Source organism: Enterobacter sp. NFIX59 (assembly GCF_900113755.1).
In the GTDB taxonomy this organism is placed as follows: domain Bacteria; phylum Pseudomonadota; class Gammaproteobacteria; order Enterobacterales; family Enterobacteriaceae; genus Enterobacter; species Enterobacter pseudoroggenkampii.
In genome coordinates, this window is the sequence record NZ_FOQN01000003.1 from 337,419 (window position 1) to 363,105 (window position 25,687).

The window sequence follows — 25,687 nt, forward strand, 5'->3', positions numbered from 1 at the left end:
CCGGTTAATGGGATGCGGCTGTCGCGGCGTCGGGAACGGCCTCGCCCTGCGCCGCGCGGTGCTTGATCAGCTGCTGGCTGATGGCCTCCACGCGGGCGTCGGTGAGCTTGTAAAACGACAGCATGATGAACATGCCCGCGTAAAGCACCACCGGCACCACGCAGAACAGGATTTTGATGGTGGTCAGCACTTCCACCGGCTGCACGCTGCTGCTGGCGGAGTAGTTCACGTACGCCAGGATCCAGCCCACCACCGCCCCGCCAATCGCCAGGCCAATCTTCAGGCTGAACAGGTAGGTGGAGAACACCAGCCCGTCGAGGCGGCGCCCGCTGCGACTCTCCTCGTAATCCACCACGTCAGAGGCCATCAGCCACTGCAGCGGCGTGGTGGTGTTAAAGACGAACAGGAACAGGATGTTGAGGGCGAAAATCAGGGCGATATGTTCCGCCGGGGTGACGAAAATCAGCAGGCTGATCAGCGAGTAGGCGACGATGATCCACTTGAAGGCGGTGACGCGGTCGAAGCGCCCCAGCAGACGGGAGGAGCAGAGCGAGCCAAACATGGTGGCGAGGCTGCCGTAGAGTAAGAACTGGGTCGCCATCTCCGGGTGATCCATCACGTATTTGACGAAGTAGAGCGTCGCCCCGCCGCGCACCACGTTGGAACAGGTCGCCATCATCTTGAACGCGCACATGATCCGCCACTGGCCGTTGCCGAGCAGCAGCTTGAGATCTTTCGCCACCGACGAGCCCGGCTGCACCTCAAAGGTGTAGCGCTCTTTGGTGGTGAAGAAGCAGACGTAGAGCAGCACCACGCCGGTCAGGCCCAGCACGCACATGGCGCCGAAATAGCCCACCTGCTCGTTCCCTTTGCCGATGATGCTGACCAGCGGCAACGCGATGCCGCTGATGGCGAGCGACCCAGCGGCGGCAAGGAAGAAACGCCAGGACTGAAGGGCATGACGCTCTTTCGGGTCGGCGGTGATGACGCCGGGCATGGCGCAGTAGGGCACGTTAACGAAGGTGTAGACCAGGGTCAGGAGAATGTAGGTCACGCAGGCGTAGATGATTTTGCCCTGCGCGGAGAAGTCCGGCGTGTAGAAGGTCAGCACGCAGACGATGCCAAACGGGATGGCGCCCCACAGCAGGAACGGACGGAACTGGCCGTGCCGCGTGCGGGTGCGGTCTACCAGCAGCCCCATCAGCGGGTCGGTCACGGCGTCGAGCACGCGGGAGATTAAAAACAGCGTCCCCATAATGCCCGCCGACAGGCCGAAGACGTCGGTGTAGAAATAGGCCAGCAGGAACATCGTGGCCTGCCAGACGAAGCCGCAGGCGGTGTCACCCAGCCCGTAGCCAATTTTGTCTTTCATGGTTAATTGCGTCATCAGAATTACACCCTTATGTAGTGTGCTGAATTACAACATCGTGTTAATGGAGTGTAATGAGCTGTTCAATTAACCAGCAATGGTCATATCTTATTTCTGAATTACGTTATTTTGCTTTTGTGACGCCAACGATATATCACAACTTATTGTTTAAATTGATAAAAAAAGACAAGCAAAAGCCGTCCACGGAATATATTCCGTAGACGACAACCGCGTGAAAAATAATTAAAGTCCGAGTGCTTTTTTACCGGCGTTAATTACCTCGATAATTTTATCGGTGTCATAAATACAGCCTTTCCAGGTGCCGCCGCTGACCGACTGTAATGCTGCCCACAGGCGAGTGTCGTCCGGCAAAAAGTCGTGGGCGTGCAGGTCCGGGTGCGTCTGCCGCATTGCCAGCTCGCGCGCGCCCTCCTCCGGCGTCAGCGGGTTGTCCACTGTGCCGATAAAGTTCACGCTACCTGTTAATGTCAGCCGATCGACGGCTATCTCGATGATGTCGTTATCCCGCAGCTTGCCAATCGGCCCGCCCGCCAGCGCCTCCGGCGACACGTGGCCGAAGCAGGCGCCTGTCGACACGCCCGAGAAGCGCGCATCGGTGATTAACGATACCGTCTTGCCCCACGAGATATGCTTCAGCGCGGAGGTAAGCTGGTAGGTCTCTTCCATGCCGGTGCCGGACGGACCGCCGCCGATCACCACCATGATATCGCCCTGATTAATCTCTTCCCGCTTGATGGCCTTGATTGCCTGCGCTTCCGAGACAAACACCCGCGCCCGGCCGGTGTGGCGGTACACGCCATCTTCGCCCACCACCGACGGGTCGATCGCCGTGGCCTTGATCACCGAGCCTTCCGGCGCGATGTTGCCCGTCGGGAAGCAGACCGTCGAGGTCAGCCCTTTCGCTTTTGCCTTCTCCGGCGGCAGGATCACGTCATCCGGATCCACGCCATCCTGCGCGCGCAGGCACTGGCGGAAGCGCGCCCGGCGTTCGGAAGCCTGCCACCAGTCGAGGTTCTCGCCCACCGTCTGGCCGGTGACGGTCATGGCGTCCAGGTGCAGCAGACCGAGATCGCGCAGGTGGAGCATCACCTCCGGCACGCCGCCCGCGAGGAAGGCGCGCACGGTCGGGTGATAGTCCGGGCCGTTGGGCAGCACGCTGACCAGGCGCGGCACCTTACGGTTGACGCGCGTCCAGTGTTCTACGTCCGGGATCGTGCAGCCCGCCGCGTGGGCGATGGCCGGAATGTGCAGCAGTAAATTCGTCGAGCCGCCGAACGCCGCGTGGATCACCATGGCGTTTTCGATGGCTTTGTCAGTCAGGATATCGCGCGTGGTGATGCCGCGATTATCCAGCTCGCTGACCGCCCGCGCCGACTGGCGGGCAATCTCCAGCCACACCGCCTGCCCGGACGGGGCCAGCGCGGAGTGCGGCAGCGCCAGACCCAGCGCCTCCGCGACCACCTGAGAGGTGCCCGCCGTGCCGAGGAACTGACACCCGCCGCCCGGCGAGGCGCAGGCGCGGCAGCCCAGCTCGGCGGCCTCCTGCAGGGAGAGTTCGTGGTTGGCAAAGCGCGCGCCGATAGTCTGCACCTTACCTGCGTCTTCCCCCACGGTTGGCGGCAGCGTCGCCCCGCCCGGCACCAGAACGGTCGGCAGGTCGTGCATCGAGGCCAGGGCAATCATGGTGGCGGGCAGCCCTTTATCACAGGTCGCGACGCCAATCACCGCCCGGCGCGTCGGCAGGGAACGGATCAGGCGGCGAAACACGATCGCCGCGTCGTTGCGGTACGGCAGCGAGTCGAACATGCCGTGCGTGCCCTGAGAGCGCCCGTCGCACGGATCGCTGACGAAGGCCGCAAACGGGATCCCGCCGTTGCGGGTGATCTCCTTCGCCGCCGCCTGCATCTGCATGCCGATCTCCCAGTGGCCAGTGTGGTAACCCAGCGCGACCGGGCGTCCGTCCCCGGCGCGGATGCCGCCCTGGGTGCCGATAATCAGCACCTCTTTGCCGGTCAGCCTGTTGGCGTCCCAGCCCATCCCGGCATTCTGCGTCATGCCGAACAGGTTCCCGCTGGGGGATTCCATCAGCATCTGCGGGGTCAGCGGCAGCGCGCCCTGCGGCCCCGCCGCGTGGGTGATCACCGCATAAAACGCATCGTCCTGTGGGGTGAAAATCTTCTCGATGGTCATGGTTATCGTCCGGCTCAGCAGAGCTTGAGCTGTTGCAGCAGGGTTTTCAGCTGCGCCTTGCGCGGCGCGTCCAGTGGTGACGCGGGCGGCAGCACGTGCGTCGAAATCGGGCGGCCGCAGAGCACAATCGCCTCTTTAATAACGTTCACAAACGGCGTATCCAGCTGATACATCTGCGGTATTTGCAGCAGGGTCTGATGATACTCAGCCGCTTTCGCCACGTCTTTATCCCGCCAGGCTTTCAGAAGATTCACCGACACCTGCGGAGCAAAGTTGCCGCTCGCCGAAATCGCCCCGTCGCCGCCGAGCAGCAGGGTATTAAACAGATGATCGTCGTAGCCGCAGAGCACGGTGAAGTGCGGGTGAGCGGCTTTGACGGTATGGATCATGCTGCGCAGGTGGGCGACGGAGTCGATAGTGTCTTTGATGCCGACGATGTTGCTGCGAGAGTCGGCGAGGGTTTTCACCAGCGCCGGGGTCAGATCCTGCCCGGTCAGCGCCGGGAAGTTATAGAGCATCACCGGCAGCGTGACGCTGTCGGCCACCTGCTCGAAATAGCGGATCAGGTTCGCTTCCGACACTTTCCAGTAGTAGGGGTTAATCACCACGATGCCGTCCGCCCCCGCCTGCTGCGCGTGCTGGCTCAGCGCAATGGTTTCCCGGGCGTTGGTGCCGCCGGTGCCGATCAGCACCGGCACGCGACGATCGACATGATCGATCGCAAACTGGGCAATGGTTTTACGCTCTTCGGCGCCGAGCTGGGAGAACTCGCCGCCGCTGCCCAGGAAGAACAGGCCGTCAACGCCTGCTTTGATCAGATCGTCGATCAGCGCGGCGGTGCCCTGCTTATCGAGCTGGCCGTCGGCGGTAAAGATGGTGGAGACAGGGGGAATGATTCCCGTAAACAACGCGGACTGCGGCATGAGATCTCCTTGTTGAATCATTTTGTTCTACATTATAGAACAGTGTTCGTTAAATTAACGATCATACTATGACGCAGGAAAAGCGCAGGTAAATGAGAGATGAAGAAGGAGTGCGGGAAATTTAAGCTGGATCACATATTGCCCCTCACCCCGGCCCTCTCCCCAAAGGGGCGAGGGGGAAAAGATGGCTCGGTGCAGTCCCCTCTCCCCTTTGGGGAGAGGGTTAGGGTGAGGGGTAAGGGTTACTCTACCAGCATCTTCACCACAACTTTCCTGACCTTAGCAGGTGCCCCCACCGCGCACAGCGGCTTATGCACCTCGCCCGGCCAGAACACCACGAAATCCCCTTCGCTCAGCACCACGGTTTTCTCCTGCCCGCCTTCCGGCAGGAACGCAATGTCTTTCTCCGCCAGCCAGTCGGTGTCGGGCGGCAGGGTGCTGAAGGTCATCCCCTCCTGACCCTTCATCACGATCTGAATATCCAGATAGCGCGCGTGGTACTCGGCGCGGCGCTCGGCGAACGGCTGGGTTGTATCTTCAGAGACCAGATAAAACAGGCTGTTGCCGTTGATGTCGTGTTTCCCGAGCGGCGTGGCGTCGGTGACGTGGGCTTTGACGTGCTCAATGGCCTGACGCAGATCGTCAGGCAGCCAGGACTGCAGATGGTGAATGTTGCCGATAATCATGTTTCAACCCTCAATATAAAACAATGTTTCATTTTTATCTTTTATACGAGAATCCCGGCTGCCATACCAGCCCTTTTTGGACGAGGTTTGCGCGAGCGCATGTTTATCGGGAAAGGTGTTAATTCACTGTTAATCCTGCCCGGGCATTTATGCAGGGGTTATGCATAACCTCGATCGGCGCTTATCCCACGGCTGCTCTAACCTCTTGATCATGCACTCTAATTAACAAAACCTGTTGCCGCCTCACACTTTACTGTTTTGATAATTTGCTCTAAAAAACCATAATTATTTATTGATTTTTCTTAAGTCAAAAATAGTTAATTACGTTAATTGCATAGCCATTCTCACCCATGGCTCTTATCGTTTAAAATCAGTCACATAACAATATATGTCAAAAGATTAAAATCTACAAAATAATAACAAACCCAAATAATGCCACCGGATCCTGCTTAGCTATTCATCCCTCACTAATATGAAATTAATCATTATCTGATGCGAATCATGCAAATGAAAACAAACCGCCTAATATCCATTTTCGCGTGAGCAATATCACAATACGGATTATTTAACTGCCTAGTATGAATTACGAAATCAATTGAGCTTAGCCGCCATGTAATTAAATACGTTACATGGCGCATGCCCTTTTTATTCTGAAAAACAGTTAAAGGAATAATTATGGAAAAGCATTACGTCGGTTCTGAAATTGGTCAATTGCGTAGCGTTATGCTGCACCGCCCTAATTTAAGTCTGAAGCGTCTCACGCCATCAAACTGTCAGGAGCTCCTTTTCGATGACGTGCTCTCGGTTGAGCGGGCGGGTGAGGAGCATGACATCTTCGCAAACACGCTGCGCGAGCAGGGTGTGGAAGTCCTGCTGTTGACCGACCTTCTGACACAAACCCTTGATATTGCTGAGGCGAAAGCCTGGCTGCTGGAGACGCAAATCTCTGACTATCGCCTCGGCCCTACCTTTGCCAGCGACGTTCGCGGCTGGCTGGCGGATATGCCGCACCGTGAACTGGCACGCAGACTGAGCGGCGGATTAACCTACGGTGAAATTCCGGCGGCCATTAAAAATATGGTGGTGGATACCCACACGGCGAATGATTTTATTATGAAGCCGCTGCCAAACCATTTATTTACCCGCGATACCTCCTGCTGGATCTATAACGGCGTCTCTATTAACCCAATGGCCAAACCGGCCCGTCAGCGTGAAACCAATAACCTGAGGGCAATATATCGCTGGCACCCGGCGTTCGCCGACGGCGATTTTATTAAGTATTTCGGCGACGAGAATATTAATTACGACCATGCCACCCTGGAAGGCGGCGACGTATTAGTGATTGGCCGCGGCGCGGTATTGATCGGCATGTCCGAACGCACGACGCCGCAGGGCGTGGAGTTCCTCGCCAACAGCCTGTTCAAACACCGCCAGGCCGAGCGCGTGATCGCCGTTGAGCTGCCAAAACACCGCTCCTGCATGCACCTCGACACCGTCATGACCCACATCGACGTGGATACCTTCTCCGTCTACCCGGAAGTGGTGCGCAAAGACGCCCAGTGCTGGACGCTCACCCCGGACGGACGCGGCGGCCTGCTGCGCACCCAGGAAACCGACCTGCTGCACGCCATTGAGAAAGCGCTCGGCATTAACCAGGTACGTCTGATCACCACCGGCGGCGACGCCTTTGAGGCCGAACGCGAGCAGTGGAACGACGCCAATAACGTCCTGACCATCCGCCCCGGCGTGGTGATCGGCTACGAGCGCAACGTCTGGACCAACGAGAAGTACGACAAAGCGGGTATCACCGTGCTGCCCATCCCGGGCGACGAACTCGGACGCGGCCGCGGCGGCGCGCGCTGCATGAGCTGCCCGCTGGAACGCGACGGAATTTAAAGGAGCCATCATGGAACGAAAACCCACTCTGGTTGTGGCCCTGGGCGGCAACGCGCTGCTCAAGCGCGGCGAGCCGCTGGAAGCGGAGATCCAGCGCCAGAACATCGAGCAGGCCGCCCGCACCATCGCCGGCTTAACGGAGCAGTGGCGCGTGGTGCTGGTACACGGCAACGGGCCGCAGGTCGGGCTGCTGGCGCTGCAGAACAGCGCCTACGACAAAGTCACGCCCTACCCGCTGGACGTTCTCGGCGCCGAAAGCCAGGGAATGATCGGCTACATGCTCCAGCAGGCGCTGAAAAACAGCCTGCCGCAGCGGGAGGTGAGCGTTCTGCTCACCCAGGTGGAAGTGGACGCCGCCGACCCGGCCTTCAGCAACCCGACCAAGTACATCGGCCCGGTCTACAGCGAAGCCCAGGCAAAAACGCTGGCGGCGGAGAAAGGCTGGGTGTTTAAGGCCGACGGCTGCTACGTCCGCCGCGTGGTGCCGTCGCCGCAGCCGAAGCGCATCGTCGAGAGCGACGCCATCACGGCGCTGATCCAGCGCGACCACCTGGTGATCTGCAACGGAGGCGGCGGCGTGCCGGTGGTGGAACACGCCAACGGCTATCGCGGGATCGAGGCGGTAATCGACAAAGACCTCTCCGCCGCCCTGCTGGCGAGGCAGATCGAGGCCGACGCCCTGCTGATCCTCACCGACGCCGACGCGGTGTACCTCGACTGGGGCAAGCCGACCCAGCGCCCGCTGGCACAGGTGACGCCGGAGCTGCTCAAAGGCATGCAGTTCGACGCCGGATCGATGGAGCCGAAAGTGGCCGCCTGCCGCGAGTTTGTTGAAGCCTGCAACGGCATTGCCGGGATCGGCGCGCTGGCCGACGGCGCGGAGATCCTCGCGGGCGAGAAAGGCACGTTGATTCGTAACTGAACACTCATTTTAAAAAGGATTTAGCCATGACCATCAACCTGAAAAACCGCAACTTCCTGAAACTGCTGGACTACACCCCGGCGGAGATCCAGTACCTGATCGACCTCGCCATTGAGCTGAAGGCCGCCAAAAAAGCCGGGCGCGAGAAGCAAACCCTGGTCGGGAAAAACATCGCCCTGATCTTTGAAAAAACCTCCACCCGCACCCGCTGCGCCTTTGAAGTGGGCGCATTCGATCAGGGCGCGCAGGTCACCTATCTCGGCCCAAGCGGATCGCAGATCGGCCATAAAGAGTCGATGAAAGACACCGCCCGCGTGCTGGGCCGCATGTACGACGGCATCGAATACCGCGGCTATGGTCAGGCCATCGTCGAAGAGCTGGGCGAGTACGCGGGCGTACCGGTGTGGAACGGCCTGACCGACGAGTTCCACCCAACGCAAATCCTCGCCGACCTGATGACCATGCTGGAGCACGCGCCGGGCAAAACCCTGCCGGAGCTGAGCTTTGCCTATCTCGGCGACGCGCGCAACAACATGGGCAACTCCCTGATGGTGGGCGCGGCCAAGATGGGGATAGATATCCGCCTCGTCGCGCCGAAATCCTTCTGGCCGGAAGCGGGGCTGGTTGAGCAGTGCCGCGCCATCGCGAAAGAGACGGGCGCGCGCATCACCCTCACCGACGACGTGGAAGAAGGCGTGCGGGGGACCGATTTCCTCTACACCGACGTGTGGGTCTCCATGGGCGAGCCGAAGGAAGCCTGGGCCGAGCGCGTCAGCCTGATGAAGCCGTATCAGATTAACGCCCAGGTGATGAAGGCCACCGGCAACCCGAACGTCAAGTTCATGCACTGCCTGCCGGCGTTCCACAACGAGCACACCAAAGTGGGCCGCGAGATCGAGATGGCGTACGGGCTGAAGGGACTGGAGGTGACGGAAGAGGTCTTCGAATCGCCGAACTCCATCGTCTTCGACGAGGCAGAGAACCGCATGCACACCATTAAAGCGGTCATGGTGGCGACACTCGGCGACTAATCACCGCCCGGCGCGCCGCGGGGTGCGCCGGGTTTAAGGAGAACATCATGGGCAAGTTTAAGTTTCCCTCCGCTTACACCATTCTCTTTTTTCTGATTGCCGTTGTGGCGGCTCTGAGCTGGGTCGTTCCCGCCGGTCAGTACCAGATGGCGATGAACGACACCCTCGGTAAAGAAGTCCCGATTGCCGGAACGTACGCGCACGTGGCGGCGCATCCGCAGGGGCTGGTTTCCGTCCTGATGGCGCCCATCGCCGGGCTGTACGATCCGGTTTCCGGCCAGGCCGGGGCGATCGACGTGGCGCTGTTTATTCTGATCATCGGGGGATTTCTCGGGATCGTCACCAAAACCGGGGCGATTGACGCCGGGATCGAGCGCGTCACCACCCGGCTGCGCGGACGCGAGGAGTGGATGATCCCGATCCTGATGGCGCTGTTTGCCGCGGGCGGCACCATTTACGGTATGGCCGAAGAGTCGCTGCCGTTCTACACCCTGCTGGTGCCGGTGATGCTGGCCGCCCGGTTCGATCCGGTTGTCGCCGCCTCCACCGTGCTGCTCGGCGCGGGGATCGGCACGCTGGGTTCCACCATTAACCCGTTTGCCACGGTCATCGCCGCCAACGCCGCCGGGATCCCCTTTACCAACGGCATCGCCCTGCGCGTGGCGCTGCTGGTCATCGGCTGGATCATCTGCGTGGCGTGGGTCATGCGCTACGCCCGCAAGGTGCGCAAGGATCCCTCGCAGTCTATCGTTGCAGACAAGCAGGAAGAGAACCTCGCCCATTTCCTCGGCAACAAGGGCGAACAGTCGCTGGAGTTCACCCCGGTGCGCAAAATCATCCTGGTGATTTTTGCCCTCGCCTTCGCGGTGATGATTTACGGCGTGGCGGTGCTGGGCTGGTGGATGGCGGAGATCTCCGCAGTATTTCTCGCCAGCGCGATTCTTGTCGGCCTGATTGCCCGCATGAGCGAAGAGGAGCTGACGTCGACGTTTATCAACGGCGCGCGAGATTTGCTGGGCGTCGCGCTGATTATCGGCATCGCGCGCGGTATCGTAGTCATCATGGATAAGGGCATGATTACCCACACCATTTTGCACAGCGCGGAAGGGCTGGTCAGCGGGTTGTCCACGGTGGCGTTCATCAACGTGATGTACTGGCTGGAGGTCGTGCTGTCGTTTCTTGTGCCTTCTTCATCCGGCCTGGCCGTTCTGACGATGCCGATCATGGCACCGCTTGCCGATTTCGCTAACGTCAACCGCGACCTGGTGGTCACGGCTTACCAGTCGGCCTCCGGCATCGTAAACCTCGTCACGCCAACCTCAGCGGTGGTCATGGGCGGGCTGGCGATCGCCCGGGTGCCCTACGTGCGCTATCTGAAATGGGTGGCGCCGCTGCTGGCGATCCTGACGGTGGTGATTATGGTGGCGTTAAGTCTGGGGGCGTTGTTGTAATTTGCCGGATGGCGCTGCGCTTATCCGGCCTACGGATCGGTGCGGTGTCACCGGTTATTTCGGGAACTGATATGGGAAACATGATGGATTACGAAGAGTACTCTCCCAAAGAACAACTGCAGCTCACGGTGTGCCAGCGTTTGATCGCCGAAAAGAGTTATCTTTCGCAGGAAGAGATTCGCCGCGACCTGCAGGAGAGAGGGTTTGACAGCATCAGCCAGTCCACCGTTTCACGTCTGCTTAAATTGCTCGGTGTCATAAAAATTCGAAATGCCAAAGGGCTAAAGATTTATTCGCTGAATCCCCAGCTGCGCCCTGCCCCCGACGCCGCGCGTACCGTGTCCGAAATGGTGGTCAGCGTCGAGCATAATAGCGAGTTTATCCTTGTGCATACCGTCGCCGGATATGGCCGCGCGGTGGCGCGTATTCTGGATTATCACCAGCTGCCGGAAATTTTAGGCGTGGTGGCTGGCAGCAGTATCGTCTGGGTCGCTCCACGGGTCGTGAAGCGCACCGCGCTGGTGCATAAGCAAATTAATTATTTACTCAGAATGAATTAATATTCATAAAGAACCGTTTGCATTGAGTAAAGCGTGCATTAAATCGCTTGATCCGAAAAGCGAGCTGCGTATAATGCCCGACAATTTGCCGGGAGGAAGCATGGTCAAGCGTGTACGACATAACGTCTTACCGCGTCTGAAAACAGACGCTGGCCTGCCGTTTTTCTTCCCGTTGCTAAACCTATTCCCAGAGCCCCTCATTTGAGGGGCTTTTTTTTGCCCGGCGTCAGGAGATAAACATGAATCCGCTTTATCAAAAACACATCATTTCCATAAACGACCTCAGCCGCGAAGAGCTGGAACTGGTTCTGGAAACCGCGGCAAAACTGAAGGCCAATCCGCAACCGGAGCTGCTGAAGCACAAGGTGATTGCGAGCTGCTTCTTCGAAGCCTCAACCCGCACCCGCCTCTCCTTTGAGACTTCCATGCACCGCCTGGGGGCGAGCGTGGTGGGCTTCTCGGACAGCAGCAACACGTCGCTGGGTAAAAAAGGCGAGACCCTGGCGGATACCATTTCAGTGATTAGCACCTACGTCGACGCGATTGTGATGCGTCATCCGCAGGAGGGTGCGGCGCGCCTGGCGACCGAGTTCTCCGGCGGCATTCCGGTACTGAACGCCGGTGACGGTGCCAACCAGCATCCGACGCAGACCCTGCTGGATCTGTTCACCATTCAGGAGACCCAGGGCAAGCTCGAGAACCTGAATATCGCCATGGTCGGCGACCTGAAATATGGCCGCACCGTCCACTCCCTGACCCAGGCGCTGGCGAAATTTAACGGCAACCGCTTCTACTTCATCGCGCCTGACGCGCTGGCGATGCCGCAGTACATTCTCGACATGCTGGATGAGAAAGGCATTCAGTGGAGCCTGCACGCCAGCATCGAAGAGGTGATGAGCCACGTGGATATTCTGTACATGACCCGCGTGCAGAAAGAGCGTCTGGATCCGTCCGAATACGCCAACGTGAAGGCACAGTTCGTGCTGCGTGCCAGCGACCTCGAGGGCGCGCGCGACAACATGAAGGTGCTGCATCCGCTGCCGCGCATCGATGAGATCACCACAGACGTGGATAAAACGCCGCACGCCTGGTACTTCCAGCAGGCCGGAAACGGCATCTTCGCCCGCCAGGCGTTACTGGCACTGGTTCTGAATCGCGAATTGGCACTGTAAGGGGAAACGACCATGACACACGATAACAAACTCCAGGTTGAAGCCATCAAGCGTGGCACCGTGATTGACCACATCCCTGCGCAGGTGGGCTTTAAGCTGCTGACGCTGTTCAAACTGACCGAAACCGACCAGCGCATCACCATCGGCCTGAACTTGCCGTCAGGTGAAATGGGCCGCAAGGACCTGATTAAAATCGAGAATACCTTCCTGACCGACGAGCAGGTTAACCAGCTGTCGCTGTACGCGCCGGACGCCACCGTCAACCGCATCGACGAGTATGAAGTGGTCGGTAAATCACGCCCGAGCCTGCCGGATCGCATTGAAAGCGTGCTGGTCTGCCCGAACAGCAACTGCATCAGCCATGCCGAGCCGGTTTCCTCCTGCTTTGCAGTGAAAAAACGCGCCGATGACATCGCGCTCAAATGCAAATACTGCGAAAAAGAGTTTTCTCATTATGTGGTGCTGGCCAACTAATTGAGGTTGGTAATGAAATCCCGGCTGTTATAATGGCCGGGAACATTCTTAACGCTGTAATTCTGGAGAAAACATGAGCAAAGTACTCGCGACGGAAAATGCACCAGCCGCTATCGGCCCTTACGTTCAGGGCGTTGATCTGGGCAGCATGATCATCACTTCAGGTCAGATCCCCGTAAACCCAAAAACCGGTGAAGTGCCGACCGACGTGGCAGCACAGGCGCGTCAGTCGCTGGAAAACGTGCAGGCTATCGTTGAATCTGCGGGCCTGAAAGTGGGCGACATCGTCAAAACCACCGTTTTCGTGAAAGATCTGAACGACTTCGCGACCGTTAACGCCACCTACGAAGCCTTCTTCACCGAGCACAACGCCACCTTCCCGGCGCGCTCCTGCGTGGAAGTGGCGCGTCTGCCAAAAGACGTAAAAATTGAAATCGAAGCGATTGCGGTTCGTCGCTAATTCGCTTTGTCGATAAAAAAAGGCAGCCCAGGCTGCCTTTTTTGTTGCTTGCTACTGATTCCGCGTCGCCCTGAGCAGCGTCTCCAGCGGATACACCGCCGCAATCACCACTTCGTCCTGCACCTTCGCCGCGTTATCCAGCTCGCTCTGAATCGACGCAATCTCTTTATCATCCAGCGTGCCCTGGCGCGCCACCAGATCCGTCAGCCGCAGGCCAATTGAGGCCAGCTTATCCACCTCCTGGATCACCGGCTTCATCGCCTTCAGCTGGTAGCTGTTTTCGCTTAGCGCCAGCGCGTCGCTGGTGTTGCTCTGCCAGCGGTTAAAGACGTGGCGCAGGGCGTCGGCGCTTTCCGTGTCTTCCGCATCGCTCACCAGACGGTCCGCCCATTTGTGCATCTGGCGCACGGTGGCGCTTTCGGCGTTTAGCGCATCGGCGAAGCGGTTGAGGGGCTCGAACTGATGATAGTTTCCGGCCTGGAACTTCAGGTGCTGACGGGTGTAATACTGCGCGGGCTCTACCGCCTGCGCGAGGATCTGCAGCGGCAGGGTGTCGGCATTACCGGCGAGGCGCGTGAACTGCACCTGCTGCTGGGTATGCTGCTGTAGCCCGACCGACACCGTCGACCAGCTGTCCATCGCCTGCAGGCGGGTGTACATGTTGTCGACATCGTTGACGTCCTGCGCCGACCACAGCCGCTCCGCCACCGCAAACGTGCGCGGCCACAGGCGGATATCCAGCACCGGCGCCACCACGTTTTCCGCCCACAGCGCCGCTTCACCGCCGAGCAGGTTGGCCTGGTTCGCCACGTCCGGCACGACCGGCGGAACGCCTTTCGGCACGTCGTCCAGACGCGTGCCGCTGATCGGGTAGCGCGTATTCCCGACAAGGAAATAACCGGAGAGTTTGTCGTTATCGACGGTGACGACCGGGCGCGTGTCGCCCATCCAGGTGTCGACGGTAAACGTGACCTGGCTGTCATCGCGCCACTCGATGTTCTGCACCGCGCGGCGGGATTTCCCGGCAAAATCAATAAACCCGCGCCAGCCCGCATCCCCTTTCACCAGGGTGAAGCTCCCCTCCACCGGCTTGCCCTTCAGGCGCGGCATGGAGAAGGCCCAGCTCTGGGCGCTGTCGGTATCCGCTATCACATCCACACCGTTTAAGCCCTGCGGGACGATCTCGTTGCGGTAGTGATAGGCGGTGGACTGGGGCTGGTCGAGATAAAAGCCGGTCGACAGAATACCCTTGTAACCGCTCTGCGCCACCTGCCCCAGCGCGTCCTGCCCCTGCCAGGACTGGATCAGAATGCTTTTCGGCAGGTCAGGATGGTAGATCTCATCCCAGCCGACCATCTGGCGGTGATGCTTCTCGAGGATCGTTTCCAGCTTGCGGTTGAAGTAAGCCTGCAGCGCGTGGCTGTCCGCCAGCCTGTTGTCGCGCATAAACTGCTGGATAGCCGGATTCGCTTTCCACTGGCTGTCGTCCACCTCGTCGCCGCCGATGTGCAGATACGGATCGGGGAAGATCGCCGCCAGTTCGCTGACCATCGCGTCGGCAAAGGTATAGGTTGCGTCTTTTGTCGGATCCAGCACCGGCTTCAGCACGCCCCAGTGGCGTTCCATGGCGTACGGTCCCGGCGCGCTCATCAGCTCCGGATAGGCCACGGCAATCGCCGAGGCGTGGCCTGGCATGTCGATCTCCGGCACCACGCGAATGCCGCGCTCGGCGGCGTAACGCACCACCTCGCGCATCTGTTCAGGCGTGTAGAACAGCCCGTCGCTGGCAAGCTGCGTCAGCTTAGGGTAGCGCTTCGAGCTGAAGCGCCAGCCCTGATCGTCGGTCAGGTGCCAGTGCAGGACGTTGAGCTTCGCCGCGGCCATACCGTCGATCTGGCGTTTAATATCCGGCAGCGGGATAAAGTGGCGCGCCGAATCGAGCAGCAGCCCGCGCCACGGGAAGCGCGGCGAATCTTCAATGGTAACCCACGGCAGAGAGGTGTTTTCCGCTCCGTTCTGCATCAACTGGAGCAGGGTTTCCATGGCGCGCAGCGCGCCGAAGCGGGTATTGGCGGAGATAGTCACACCGTTGGCGTCCACCGTGAGCTTATAGGTTTCATCGCTGTTCGGCAGCGGCTGCGGCTTCACCTTTTTAGCGATGGCAATGCGGATAGTCGGTTTGTCTGGCTTTTCAGCCTGCGGCTGCAGCGTCCAGCCGGTTTGCAGGGCGATGCGCTGGCGCAGGCGGTTGACGGCGTCACCGAGATCGTCCCCGCTAACGCTAATGGATACGTTGTTGCTGAGCACCAGCGCGCCCTGGGTCGTCGGGCGTTCGACCTTCGCAGGCCAGGGCATTAAGGGGAGATCCCCTGCCGGGGCGGCAAAGGCAGAGGCGCCGAGCATCAGCCCGGCGGTTAAGAGACTGTACCGTAACATGAATGTTCCTTATCTGACGGGCCAAATAAAGGCAAAACATTCTGTTAACATGCGCTCAATTTGTCGTCAAGCGAATGCGCCGACGGAGATCACAGGTTGTTGAATTTGGGAGGAAAGCCAGTCCCCTCACCCCGGCCCTCTCCCCAAAGGGGCGAGGGTGAAAGGCGGCACCGAGCGGTCCCCTCTCCCTGAAAGGGAGAGGGTTAGGGTGAGGGTATGTTTTTACTGCCACCCATACCGACGCGCATAGAATCCTTTCACCATCTGCGTCAGCACCATATACCCCGCGAGGATCGCCACCAGCCACGGGAAGTAGCTCAGCGGCAGCGCCTGCAGCTGCAGGTAGCTCGCCAGCGGCGAGAACGGCAGCGCGATGCCGAGCGCCATCACAATCCCCGTCATCACAATCAGCGGCCATGCGGCACGGCTCTGGATGAACGGAATGCGGCGCGTGCGGATCATATGCACAATCAGCGTCTGCGACAGCAGACCGACCACGAACCAGCCGGACTGGAACAGCGTCTGGTGTTCCGGGGTGTTGGCGTGGAACACAAACCACATCAGGCAGAAGGTCAGAATGTCGAAGATGGAGCTGATCGGGCCAAAGAACAGCATAAAGCGCCCAAGATCTGCCGGGTTCCAGTGCTGCGGCTTCTGGATCTGCTCGTCGTCGACGTTATCAAACGGGATCGCCACCTGAGACACGTCGTACATCAGGTTCTGGATCAGCAGGTGCAGCGGCAGCATCGGCAGGAACGGCAGAAACGCGCTCGCCACCAGCACGCTGAAGACGTTACCGAAGTTGGAGCTGGCGGTCATCTTGATGTACTTGAGCATATTGGCAAAGGTACGGCGCCCTTCGATGACGCCCTCCTCCAGCACCATCAGGCTCTTTTCCAGCAGAATGATATCCGCCGCTTCGCGGGCAATATCGACCGCCCCGTCTACGGAGATACCGATATCCGCCGCACGCAGAGCGGGCGCATCGTTGATGCCGTCGCCCATAAAGCCCACCACGTGCCCTTCGCGCTTGAGCAGGGTGACGATGCGCTCTTTGTGCATCGGCGTCAGGCGGGCAAACAGCGTGGTACGCTGGGCAAGCTTCGCCAGCTCGTCATCAGAGAGATGTTCAATATCGCTCCCCACTACCACGTCGCCCGCGTCCAGCCCCACCTCGTGGCACACTTTCGCCGCCACCAGCTCGCTATCGCCGGTGAGAATTTTGACGGTAATGCCGCTCGCCTTCAGCGCCTTCAGCGCCGGTGCGGTGGTCTCTTTCGGCGGATCGAGGAAGGCGATGTAACCCTCAAGGATCAGATCGGATTCGTCGATACGCTGATAGTCCCCCTCGCGCGCCGGCAGAAACTTGCTCGCCACCGCCACCACGCGCAGCCCCTGACGGTTCAGGTTGTCGGTGACGCGCTTGATGCGGCGCAGCATGGTGTCGTCCAGCGGCACGATGTCGCCGTTATAGCGTACCTGCGTCGACACGTTGAGGATCTCCTGCAGCGCGCCTTTGCAAATCAGCTGATGCACATCCGTTTGCTCGCTCACCACCACCGACATCCGGCGGCGCTCGAAGTCGAACGGGATCTCATCCACTTTCTGCCAGCGGCCGGAGAGCGTACGGGCGGACTCTTCATCTACCCCTTCCAGCACCGCGACGTCGAGCAGGTTTTTCAGCCCGGTCTGGTAATGGCTGTTCAGCCACGCGCTGTGCAGCACGCGTTCGCTGGTTTTGCCGGAGATATCGGTGTGGTTCTCCAGCACGATTTTGTCCTGCGTCAGGGTGCCGGTTTTATCGGTGCAGAGAATGTCCATCGCGCCAAAGTTCTGAATGGCGTCGAGGTGTTTGACGATCACCTTCTGTTTAGAGAGCTTCACCGCCCCGCGCGCCAGCGTGGAGGTGACAATCATCGGCAGCATTTCCGGCGTTAAGCCGACGGCTACGGAGAGCGCAAACAGCGCCGCTTCCCACCAGTCGCCTTTGGTGTAGCCGTTGATCAGCAGCACGATCGGCGTCATCACCATCATAAAGCGGATCAGCAGCATGCTGACGCGGCCAATCCCCTTCTGGAAGGCGTTCGGCTCGCTCTCCTGCTCGCTGACGCGTCCGGCAAGCTGACCAAACCAGGTGTTGCCCCCGGTGGCGGTGACAATCGCCTGAGCGGTGCCGCTGACCACCGTGGTGCCCATAAAGCACAGGGTGTCGCACTCAAGCGGGTTCATCTGCTGCGGGTCGCGGCTGCGCGCCACCTTTTCAACGGGCAGGGATTCCCCGGTCAGGGAGGCCTGCGCGACGAAGAGATCGCGCGCCTGGATGATGCGTAAATCCGCCGGGATCATGTCCCCCGCCGCCAGCTTCACCAGATCCCCCGGCACCAGCTGGTCGATAGGCAATTCCACCCAGGCGTTTTCGCCGAGATCGTTGATCACGCGCGAGACGGTCGCGGTGTTGCTGACCATCGCCTTCAGGGCGTCCGCCGCTTTGGTGGAGCGGGCCTCCTGAATAAAGTTCAGCAGCGTGGAGATGCCCACCATCAGGGCAATCACCCCTGCGGCAAACAGATCTTCCGTCGCGTAGGAGATGATGCCCAGCACGGTCAGCAGCAGGTTGAACGGGTTGCGGTAGCAGAGCCACAGATGCACCCACCACGGAGACGGCTTTTGCGCCGGAATGAGGTTATCGCCGTGCACGGCGCGGATTTTTTCCACTTCTGACACATTCAGCCCTTCCGGGTGTCCGCCAAAGGCGCGCCAGACTTCGTTTTCATCCATCGCCGCCACGTTCAGGCAGCGTTCGGTCAGGGACGCGGGGATCGCCGCCCCCGCCATGTTTTTGGCGTTTGGCAGCGGGTCGCGCTGAACCAGACGGTGTGGCAGGTGGCGGCTCAGCAGGGCCTGCAGCTGCCGGGTGATATTTTTAAACATAGTCATTCCTCCGCACCCGCGAATGCGGACGCAGCATTTCCTTCAGGCGTGGCAAGGCCGTACCTGAGAGGCACTCAATTTTTCAAGCAGGAACGTTTGGGACGTTGCTGCCTCACATCACCGGTGAGTCAGCAACAGGCTGGCTTACCGGAAAGAACGCATTCTCCCGTTCAGGAGAGGTGTGGGATCGGGATCCATGAAGCCTCCGGTAAGTAAAAAGTAGGGTGTCGCCGCGCAGTATAAGGATTTAAGCGTACCCTTTGTGACGATTCGGGCGGTATTATACCCCCCTGCAAATAAACCGAACGTAAACCAGACTTTGCCCATAGCGAAATCGCGCTATAGCATTAGGCTCAATTGACCATTTTGTCGTTGTTACAGGGAATACAGCATGCAGAACCGCCTTACGATTAAAGACATCGCGCGTTTAAGCGGCGTGGGGAAATCAACCGTCTCACGCGTGCTGAACAACGAAAGCGGCGTCAGCGAACGCACCCGCGAGCGCGTTGAGGCGGTCATGAATCAGCACGGCTTTTCCCCTTCCCGCTCCGCGCGTGCCATGCGCGGGCAGAGTGACAAAGTGGTCGCCATCATTGTTTCGCGTCTGGACTCTCTGTCTGAAAACCTCGCCGTGCAGACCATGCTGCCCGCCTTCTATGAGCAGGGATATGACCCGATCATGATGGAGAGCCAGTTCTCGCCACAGCTGGTGGAAGAACATCTGGGTATGCTCCAGCGGCGCAACATTGACGGCGTGGTGCTGTTCGGCTTTACCGGCATCAAAGACGAGATGCTAAAACCCTGGCAGCCGTCGCTGGTGCTGCTGGCGCGCGATGCCCACGGTTTTGCCTCCGTCTGCTATGACGACGAGGGCGCGATTATCACCCTGATGCAGCGCCTGTTTGACGAAGGCCATCGTCATATTAGCTTCCTCGGCGTACCGCACGCGGACGTCACCACCGGCAAGCGTCGCCATGAGGCCTATCTGGCCTTTTGTAAAAAGCACAACCTCTCCGCCGTGGCCTCCCTGCCGGGGCTGGGCATGAAGCAGGGCTACGAGCAGGTCGCCAGCGTCCTGACGCCGCAGACCACCGCGCTGGTATGCGCCACGGATACCCTGGCGCTGGGTGCCAGCAAATATCTGCAGGAGCAGCGCATCGATAACCTGCAGGTGGCGAGCGTCGGCAGCACGCCGCTGATGAAGTTCCTGCACCCGGAGATCATCACCGTCGATCCGGGCTACGCCGAGTCCGGCAGACAGGCCGCCACGCAGCTGATCGAGCAGATCAACGGGCGCGCTGAGCCGCGTCAGATCGTCATTCCCGCTCACCTTTCGTAACCCTCCTAAAACAGATTATTGTGATCTTCGCCTGATTTCGGGAACGTTCCCATTTTCGCCGTCACGCTGAAGGAGTAGGCTTGCGCTCAGGTCATTACACCCCCTCACCATCTGTCATGAGGTTTCATGATGAGTAAAGTCAAACAAGCAGATATCGATCGGCTGATCGTCCTGGTCGGCGGCCGCGAAAACATCGCTACCGTCAGCCATTGCATTACCCGCCTGCGCTTCGTGCTGAACGATCCGGCCAAAGCTAACCCGAAGGCCATTGAAGAACTCTCCATGGTTAAAGGCTGCTTCACCAACGCCGGTCAGTTCCAGGTCGTGATTGGTACCGAAGTGGGCGATTACTATCAGGCTCTGCTGGCAACGACCGGGCACTCCTCCGCCGATAAAGAGCAGGCGAAGAAGGCCGCGCGTCAGAATATGAAGTGGCACGAGCAGCTGATTTCCCACTTCGCGGAGATCTTCTTCCCGCTCCTGCCGGCGCTGATCAGCGGAGGCTTGATCTTAGGCTTCCGTAACGTCATCGGCGACGTGCCGATGAGCGACGGCAAAACCCTGGCGCAGATGTATCCGGCGCTGAAAACCGTGTACGACTTCCTGTGGCTGATTGGCGAGGCGATCTTCTTCTATCTGCCGGTCGGGATCTGCTGGTCCGCGGTGCGCAAGATGGGCGGTACGCCGATCCTCGGTATCGTACTGGGCGTCACGCTGGTCTCTCCGCAGTTAATGAACGCTTACTTACTTGGTCAGCAGGTGCCTGAGGTGTGGAACTTCGGCCTGTTTACTATCGCCAAAGTGGGCTATCAGGCGCAGGTTATTCCGGCCCTGCTGGCGGGGCTGGCGCTGGGCTTTATTGAAACCCGACTGAAGCGCATCGTGCCGGATTACCTCTATCTGGTGGTGGTGCCGGTCTGCTCGCTGATTCTGGCGGTCTTCCTGGCGCACGCCTTTATCGGTCCGTTTGGCCGCATGATTGGCGACGGCGTGGCCTTCGCGGTGCGCCACCTGATGACCGGCAGCTTCGCCCCGATTGGCGCCGCGCTGTTTGGCTTCCTGTACGCTCCGCTGGTGATCACCGGCGTGCACCAGACCACGCTGGCCATTGATATGCAGATGATCCAGAGCCTCGGCGGCACGCCGGTCTGGCCGATTATCGCCCTGTCTAACATTGCTCAGGCGTCCGCGGTGACCGGCATCATCATCGTCAGCCGCAAGCACAACGAACGCGAGATCTCCGTTCCGGCGGCCATCTCCGCCTACCTCGGCGTCACCGAACCGGCGATGTACGGTATCAACCTGAAATACCGCTTCCCGATGCTCTGCGCGATGATCGGTTCCGGTCTGGCGGGCCTGGTGTGCGGACTGAACGGCGTAATGGCAAACGGGATTGGCGTCGGCGGCCTGCCGGGCATCCTCTCCATCCAGCCCGCTTACTGGCAGGTATTCGCCCTGGCAATGGCCATCGCGATTATCGTCCCAATGGCGCTGACTACCGTGGTTTATCAGCGTAAGTTCCGTCAGGGCTCGCTGCAGATTGTTTAATCTCTCTCTCTTTCGGGGCGCAGTTGCGCCCCTTCGCATTTGCAGGAACACACTATGAATACCCTTCCTCACTGGTGGCAAAACGGCGTTATCTACCAGATTTACCCCAAGAGTTTCCAGGACACCACCGGCAGCGGCACCGGCGATTTACGCGGCGTGACGCAGCGTCTGGACTACCTGAAAACCCTCGGCATCGACGCCATCTGGCTGACGCCGTTTTATATCTCCCCGCAGGTGGATAACGGCTACGACGTGGCGAATTACACCGCCATCGACCCGGCGTACGGCACGCTGGATGATTTCGACGAACTGGTCGCCGAGGCGCACCAGCGCGGCATTCGCATCGTGCTGGATATGGTGTTCAACCACACCTCAACCCAGCACCCCTGGTTCCGGGAATCGCTGAACAAAGCGAGCCCGTACCGCCAGTTCTACATCTGGCGCGACGGCACGCCTGAGCAGTTGCCCAACAACTGGCGCTCCAAGTTTGGCGGCAACGCCTGGCGCTGGCACGCGGAGAGCGAGCAGTATTACCTGCACCTGTTCGCGCCGGAGCAGGCGGACCTCAACTGGGAAAATCCGGCGGTGCGCGCCGAGCTGAAAAAGGTGTGCGAGTTCTGGGCCGACCGCGGCGTCGACGGCTTGCGCCTCGATGTCATTAACCTGATTTCGAAAGATCAGGATTTCCCGAATGACGAGACGGGTGACGGTCGCCGCTTCTACACTGACGGGCCTCGCATCCATGAATATCTGCAGGAGATGAGCCGCGACGTCTTTACCCCGCGCAACCTGATGACGGTAGGCGAGATGTCCTCGACCTCGCTGGAGAACTGCCAGCAGTACGCGTCGCTCGACGGAAGCGAGCTGTCGATGACCTTTAACTTCCACCACCTGAAGGTGGACTACCCCGGCGGCGAAAAGTGGACGAAGGCCAAGCCGGACTTCGTGGCGCTGAAAACCCTCTTCCGCCACTGGCAGCAGGGGATGCATAACAAAGCCTGGAACGCGCTGTTCTGGTGTAACCACGACCAGCCGCGCATCGTGTCGCGCTTCGGTGACGAAGGAGAATACCGCGTTCACGCCGCGAAGATGCTCGGCATGGTGCTGCACGGCATGCAGGGCACGCCGTATATTTACCAGGGTGAAGAGCTGGGGATGACGAACCCGCACTTCAGCCGCATCACCGATTACCGCGACGTGGAAAGCCTGAACATGTTCGCCGAACTGCGCGCCAACGGCCGCGATCCGGATGAATTACTGGCGATTCTGGCGAGTAAGTCCCGGGATAATGGCCGCACGCCAATGCAGTGGGACGCGTCGCACAATGCGGGCTTTAGCGAGGGCGAACCGTGGATTGGCGTCTGCGACAACTACGAAACCGTGAACGCCCGCGCGGCGCTGGACGATGCGGATTCCGTCTTCTATACCTATCAGTCGCTGATTAGCCTGCGCAAAACCCTGCCGGTGCTGACGTGGGGAGATTATGAAGATCTCCTGCCGGAACACCCTTCTCTGTGGTGCTACCGTCGCCAGTGGCAGGGACAGACCCTGATTGTTGCGGCAAACCTGAGCAATACGCCTCAGGAATGGCAGACAGACCTTCTCAGCGGTAAGTTGCAGGTGTTGATGAGTAACTACCCGTCACCGCAAACGACGTCGCTGCGTCCGTTTGAAGCCGTCTGGTGGTTGCAACAGTAACCGTCCTGCCGGGTGCAGCCCTGCACCCGGCTTACTTTACTGTTTTTGTTGAATAATTAATCAGATTTTTCTCGCTCGCCTTTACAAATGCTGTAGCGCCCGCCGTTTGTACTCTCGCCTTTTTACTTTGTTCTGAATCAAATAAATCGCAAACATGTTTGATGCAAATCACTATATGTAGCACTTAAAATGCACGCCGACCCAATATCTTGTATTTATCGTCTACTATTCCAACAACAAGACGGCGCTTACGCTGGCCGGAATTGTGGATAACACGAGCCGGGAACGCGGGAAGTCTTTGGCCTGGCGGGAAATGCGTCCGGTGAATACTTCTCCACCTCTGTGGATAACCTGTTTTCAAAAATGGAGTGATCATGACACCGCATGTGATGAAACGTGATGGCTGTAAAGTGCCGTTTAAATCAGAGCGCATCCAGGAAGCCATTCTGCGTGCAGCTAAAGCAGCGGGAGTCGATGACGCAGATTACTGCGCCACCGTCGCAGAAGTCGTTAGCAGCCAGATGAATGAACGCAGCCAGGTCGATATCAACGAAATCCAGACCGCGGTTGAGAACCAGCTGATGGCAGGGCCCTACAAGCAGCTGGCGCGCGCCTACATTGAGTACCGTCACGATCGTGACGTGCAGCGCGAGAAGCGCGGTCGTCTGAACCAGGAGATCCGTGGCCTGGTCGAGCAGACCAACTCCGCCCTGCTCAATGAAAACGCCAACAAAGACAGTAAAGTGATCCCCACCCAGCGCGACCTGCTGGCCGGTATCGTCGCCAAACACTATGCCCGCCAGCATCTGCTGCCGCGCGACGTGGTCTCGGCTCACGAGCGCGGCGAAATTCACTACCACGATCTCGACTACTCGCCATTCTTCCCGATGTTCAACTGCATGCTGATCGACCTGAAAGGCATGCTGACCCACGGTTTTAAAATGGGTAACGCCGAGATTGAACCGCCTAAGTCGATCTCCACGGCCACCGCGGTCACGGCGCAGATTATCGCCCAGGTCGCCAGCCACATTTATGGCGGGACCACCATTAACCGCATTGACGAAGTGCTGGCTCCGTTCGTGACGGCAAGCTTCAACAAGCATCGTAAAACAGCTGAAGAGTGGCAGATCCCGGACGCTGACGGCTACGCGCGCTCCCGCACCGAGAAAGAGTGCTACGACGCCTTCCAGTCGCTGGAATATGAGGTGAACACGCTGCACACCGCCAACGGCCAGACGCCGTTTGTGACCTTCGGCTTTGGCCTGGGCACCAGCTGGGAATCGCGTCTGATCCAGCAGTCGATCCTGCGCAACCGTATTTCCGGCCTCGGCAAAAACCGCAAAACGGCGGTGTTCCCGAAACTGGTGTTCGCGATTCGCGACGGCCTGAACCACAAGTTTGGCGATCCGAACTACGACATCAAACAGCTGGCACTGGAGTGCGCGAGCAAGCGCATGTACCCGGACATTCTGAACTACGATCAGGTCGTCAAAGTGACCGGTTCGTTTAAAACGCCAATGGGCTGCCGCAGCTTCCTCGGCGTGTACGAAGATGAAAACGGCGAGCAGATCCACGACGGGCGCAACAACCTGGGCGTCATCAGCCTCAACCTGCCGCGCATCGCGCTGGAGGCAAAAGGTAATGAAGCTGAATTCTGGAAACTGCTGGATGAGCGCCTGCAGCTGGCGCGTAAGGCGCTGATGACCCGTATCGCCCGTCTGGAAGGAGTCAAAGCCCGCGTCGCGCCGATCCTCTATATGGAAGGGGCCTGCGGCGTGCGCCTGAAGGCGGACGATGACGTATCTGAGATCTTCAAAAACGGTCGCGCGTCGATTTCGCTGGGCTATATCGGCATCCACGAAACCATCAACGCGCTGTTTGGCGACACGCACATGTACGACAGCGAGGCCCTGCGCGAAAAAGGCATCGCCATCGTTCAGCGCCTGCGCGACGCGGTAGACCAGTGGAAAGAGGAAACCGGCTATGGGTTCAGCCTGTATAGCACCCCAAGCGAGAACCTGTGCGACCGCTTCTGCCGTCTGGACACCGCCGAGTTCGGGATTGTGGAAGGCGTGACCGACAAAGGGTACTACACCAACAGCTTCCACCTCGACGTGGAGAAGAAGGTAAACCCGTACGACAAGATCGACTTCGAAGCGGGCTATCCGCCGATCGCCAGCGGCGGGTTCATCTGCTACGGCGAGTACCCGAACATTCAGCACAACCTGAAGGCGCTGGAGGACGTGTGGGATTACAGCTATCAGCACGTGCCGTATTACGGGACCAACACGCCTATCGACGAGTGCTACGAGTGCGGCTTTACCGGTGAGTTCGAGTGTACGAGTAAAGGCTTTACCTGCCCGAAATGCGGCAACCACGACGCGGCCCGCGTCTCCGTGACCCGTCGCGTGTGCGGCTACCTCGGTAGCCCGGACGCGCGTCCGTTTAACGCGGGCAAGCAGGAAGAGGTGAAGCGCCGCGTGAAGCATCTGGGGAATGGGCAGATCGGGTAAGTTCTGCGCAGGGTACTCCCCCTCACCCTACCCCTCTCCCTCAAGGGAGAGGGAACCGATCGAGCAC

General features: G+C 59.3%; 19 protein-coding genes and 1 pseudogene. 13 read left to right on the forward strand and 7 right to left on the reverse strand.

All coding sequences use genetic code 11. From position 1 onward, the window contains the following. Nucleotides 1-4: 4 nt before the first annotated feature. From BM007_RS13735 to BM007_RS13750, 4 genes are all read right to left on the reverse strand, one after another. Nucleotides 5-1,387: an MFS transporter gene (locus BM007_RS13735; RefSeq protein ID WP_047054596.1), complete on the reverse strand. Its 1,383-nt coding sequence runs from the start codon at nucleotides 1,385-1,387 to the stop codon at nucleotides 5-7. Between the two features lie 225 nt (nucleotides 1,388-1,612). Beyond that, a complete protein-coding gene (yagF, locus tag BM007_RS13740; RefSeq protein ID WP_090419292.1) occupies nucleotides 1,613-3,580 on the reverse strand; it encodes a xylonate dehydratase YagF in 1,968 nt (655 codons plus the stop codon). Nucleotides 3,581-3,594: 14 nt separating this feature from the next. Then, the gene (gene yagE, locus BM007_RS13745) at nucleotides 3,595-4,503 is read right to left on the reverse strand and encodes a 2-keto-3-deoxygluconate aldolase (protein ID WP_032651481.1); all 909 of its coding nucleotides are present in this window, start codon (nucleotides 4,501-4,503) and stop codon (nucleotides 3,595-3,597) included. A gap of 242 nt (nucleotides 4,504-4,745) precedes the next feature. Then, complete coding sequence (locus tag BM007_RS13750; RefSeq protein ID WP_090419295.1) at nucleotides 4,746-5,189, reverse strand: YhcH/YjgK/YiaL family protein; 444 nt, start codon at nucleotides 5,187-5,189, stop codon at nucleotides 4,746-4,748. A gap of 675 nt (nucleotides 5,190-5,864) precedes the next feature. Between BM007_RS13750 and arcA the strand changes: the two genes are divergently transcribed. From arcA to BM007_RS13775, 5 genes are all read left to right on the forward strand, one after another. Then, nucleotides 5,865-7,085 (forward strand): arginine deiminase, encoded by a 1,221-nt coding sequence (gene arcA, locus BM007_RS13755; protein ID WP_090419297.1) that lies wholly within the window; start codon nucleotides 5,865-5,867, stop codon nucleotides 7,083-7,085. Nucleotides 7,086-7,095: 10 nt separating this feature from the next. Next, nucleotides 7,096-8,007: a carbamate kinase gene (arcC, locus tag BM007_RS13760; RefSeq protein WP_048992985.1), complete on the forward strand. Its 912-nt coding sequence runs from the start codon at nucleotides 7,096-7,098 to the stop codon at nucleotides 8,005-8,007. Nucleotides 8,008-8,033: 26 nt separating this feature from the next. Further along, the gene (gene argF, locus BM007_RS13765) at nucleotides 8,034-9,038 is read left to right on the forward strand and encodes an ornithine carbamoyltransferase (protein ID WP_090419300.1); all 1,005 of its coding nucleotides are present in this window, start codon (nucleotides 8,034-8,036) and stop codon (nucleotides 9,036-9,038) included. Between the two features lie 47 nt (nucleotides 9,039-9,085). After that, complete coding sequence (locus BM007_RS13770; protein ID WP_045908063.1) at nucleotides 9,086-10,489, forward strand: YfcC family protein; 1,404 nt, start codon at nucleotides 9,086-9,088, stop codon at nucleotides 10,487-10,489. 80 nt (nucleotides 10,490-10,569) lie between these two features. Beyond that, on the forward strand, nucleotides 10,570-11,049 hold the full coding sequence (locus tag BM007_RS13775; protein ID WP_090419430.1) for an arginine repressor: 480 nt from the start codon (nucleotides 10,570-10,572) through the stop codon (nucleotides 11,047-11,049). Here the strand turns inward: BM007_RS13775 and BM007_RS23050 are convergent. Further along, nucleotides 11,046-11,170, reverse strand: a pseudogene (locus tag BM007_RS23050) (hypothetical protein). The gene BM007_RS13775 and the pseudogene BM007_RS23050 overlap by 4 nt on opposite strands. On the opposite strand from BM007_RS23050, the gene BM007_RS13780 reads away from it, so the two are divergent. From BM007_RS13780 to ridA, 4 genes are all read left to right on the forward strand, one after another. After that, on the forward strand, nucleotides 11,150-11,254 hold the full coding sequence (locus BM007_RS13780) for a pyrBI operon leader peptide (RefSeq protein WP_175557803.1): 105 nt from the start codon (nucleotides 11,150-11,152) through the stop codon (nucleotides 11,252-11,254). The pseudogene BM007_RS23050 and the gene BM007_RS13780 overlap by 21 nt on opposite strands. 34 nt (nucleotides 11,255-11,288) lie before the next feature. Continuing rightward, on the forward strand, nucleotides 11,289-12,221 hold the full coding sequence (pyrB, locus tag BM007_RS13785; protein ID WP_024907262.1) for an aspartate carbamoyltransferase: 933 nt from the start codon (nucleotides 11,289-11,291) through the stop codon (nucleotides 12,219-12,221). A 12-nt stretch (nucleotides 12,222-12,233) separates the two neighbouring features. Beyond that, entirely contained in the window at nucleotides 12,234-12,695 is a 462-nt protein-coding gene (pyrI, locus tag BM007_RS13790; protein ID WP_090419304.1) for an aspartate carbamoyltransferase regulatory subunit, read from the forward strand. Between the two features lie 73 nt (nucleotides 12,696-12,768). After that, nucleotides 12,769-13,155, forward strand: coding sequence for a 2-iminobutanoate/2-iminopropanoate deaminase (gene ridA / locus BM007_RS13795; protein WP_024907263.1), 387 nt, complete (start codon nucleotides 12,769-12,771; stop codon nucleotides 13,153-13,155). A gap of 51 nt (nucleotides 13,156-13,206) precedes the next feature. Here ridA and BM007_RS13800 read toward each other — a convergent pair whose 3' ends face one another. After that, nucleotides 13,207-15,591: a beta-N-acetylhexosaminidase gene (locus tag BM007_RS13800; RefSeq protein WP_090419307.1), complete on the reverse strand. Its 2,385-nt coding sequence runs from the start codon at nucleotides 15,589-15,591 to the stop codon at nucleotides 13,207-13,209. 222 nt (nucleotides 15,592-15,813) lie between these two features. Next, nucleotides 15,814-18,522 (reverse strand): magnesium-translocating P-type ATPase, encoded by a 2,709-nt coding sequence (mgtA, locus tag BM007_RS13805; RefSeq protein WP_090419310.1) that lies wholly within the window; start codon nucleotides 18,520-18,522, stop codon nucleotides 15,814-15,816. A gap of 391 nt (nucleotides 18,523-18,913) precedes the next feature. Here mgtA and treR point away from each other — a divergent pair, with 391 nt between their 5' ends. The 4 genes from treR (at nucleotide 18,914) to nrdD (ending at nucleotide 25,620) form a co-directional block, all read left to right on the forward strand. Beyond that, nucleotides 18,914-19,861 carry a trehalose operon repressor TreR gene (gene treR, locus BM007_RS13815; protein WP_024907266.1) on the forward strand — a complete coding sequence of 316 codons (948 nt, stop codon included), beginning with the start codon at nucleotides 18,914-18,916 and terminating at the stop codon, nucleotides 19,859-19,861. A gap of 129 nt (nucleotides 19,862-19,990) precedes the next feature. Further along, the gene (gene treB / locus BM007_RS13820; RefSeq protein WP_029739268.1) at nucleotides 19,991-21,409 is read left to right on the forward strand and encodes a PTS trehalose transporter subunit IIBC; all 1,419 of its coding nucleotides are present in this window, start codon (nucleotides 19,991-19,993) and stop codon (nucleotides 21,407-21,409) included. A gap of 54 nt (nucleotides 21,410-21,463) precedes the next feature. Beyond that, nucleotides 21,464-23,107: an alpha,alpha-phosphotrehalase gene (treC, locus tag BM007_RS13825; RefSeq protein ID WP_090419312.1), complete on the forward strand. Its 1,644-nt coding sequence runs from the start codon at nucleotides 21,464-21,466 to the stop codon at nucleotides 23,105-23,107. A 374-nt stretch (nucleotides 23,108-23,481) separates the two neighbouring features. Further along, nucleotides 23,482-25,620, forward strand: a complete 2,139-nt coding sequence (gene nrdD / locus BM007_RS13830) for an anaerobic ribonucleoside-triphosphate reductase (RefSeq protein WP_090419315.1) — start codon at nucleotides 23,482-23,484, stop codon at nucleotides 25,618-25,620. Nucleotides 25,621-25,687 lie beyond the last annotated feature (67 nt).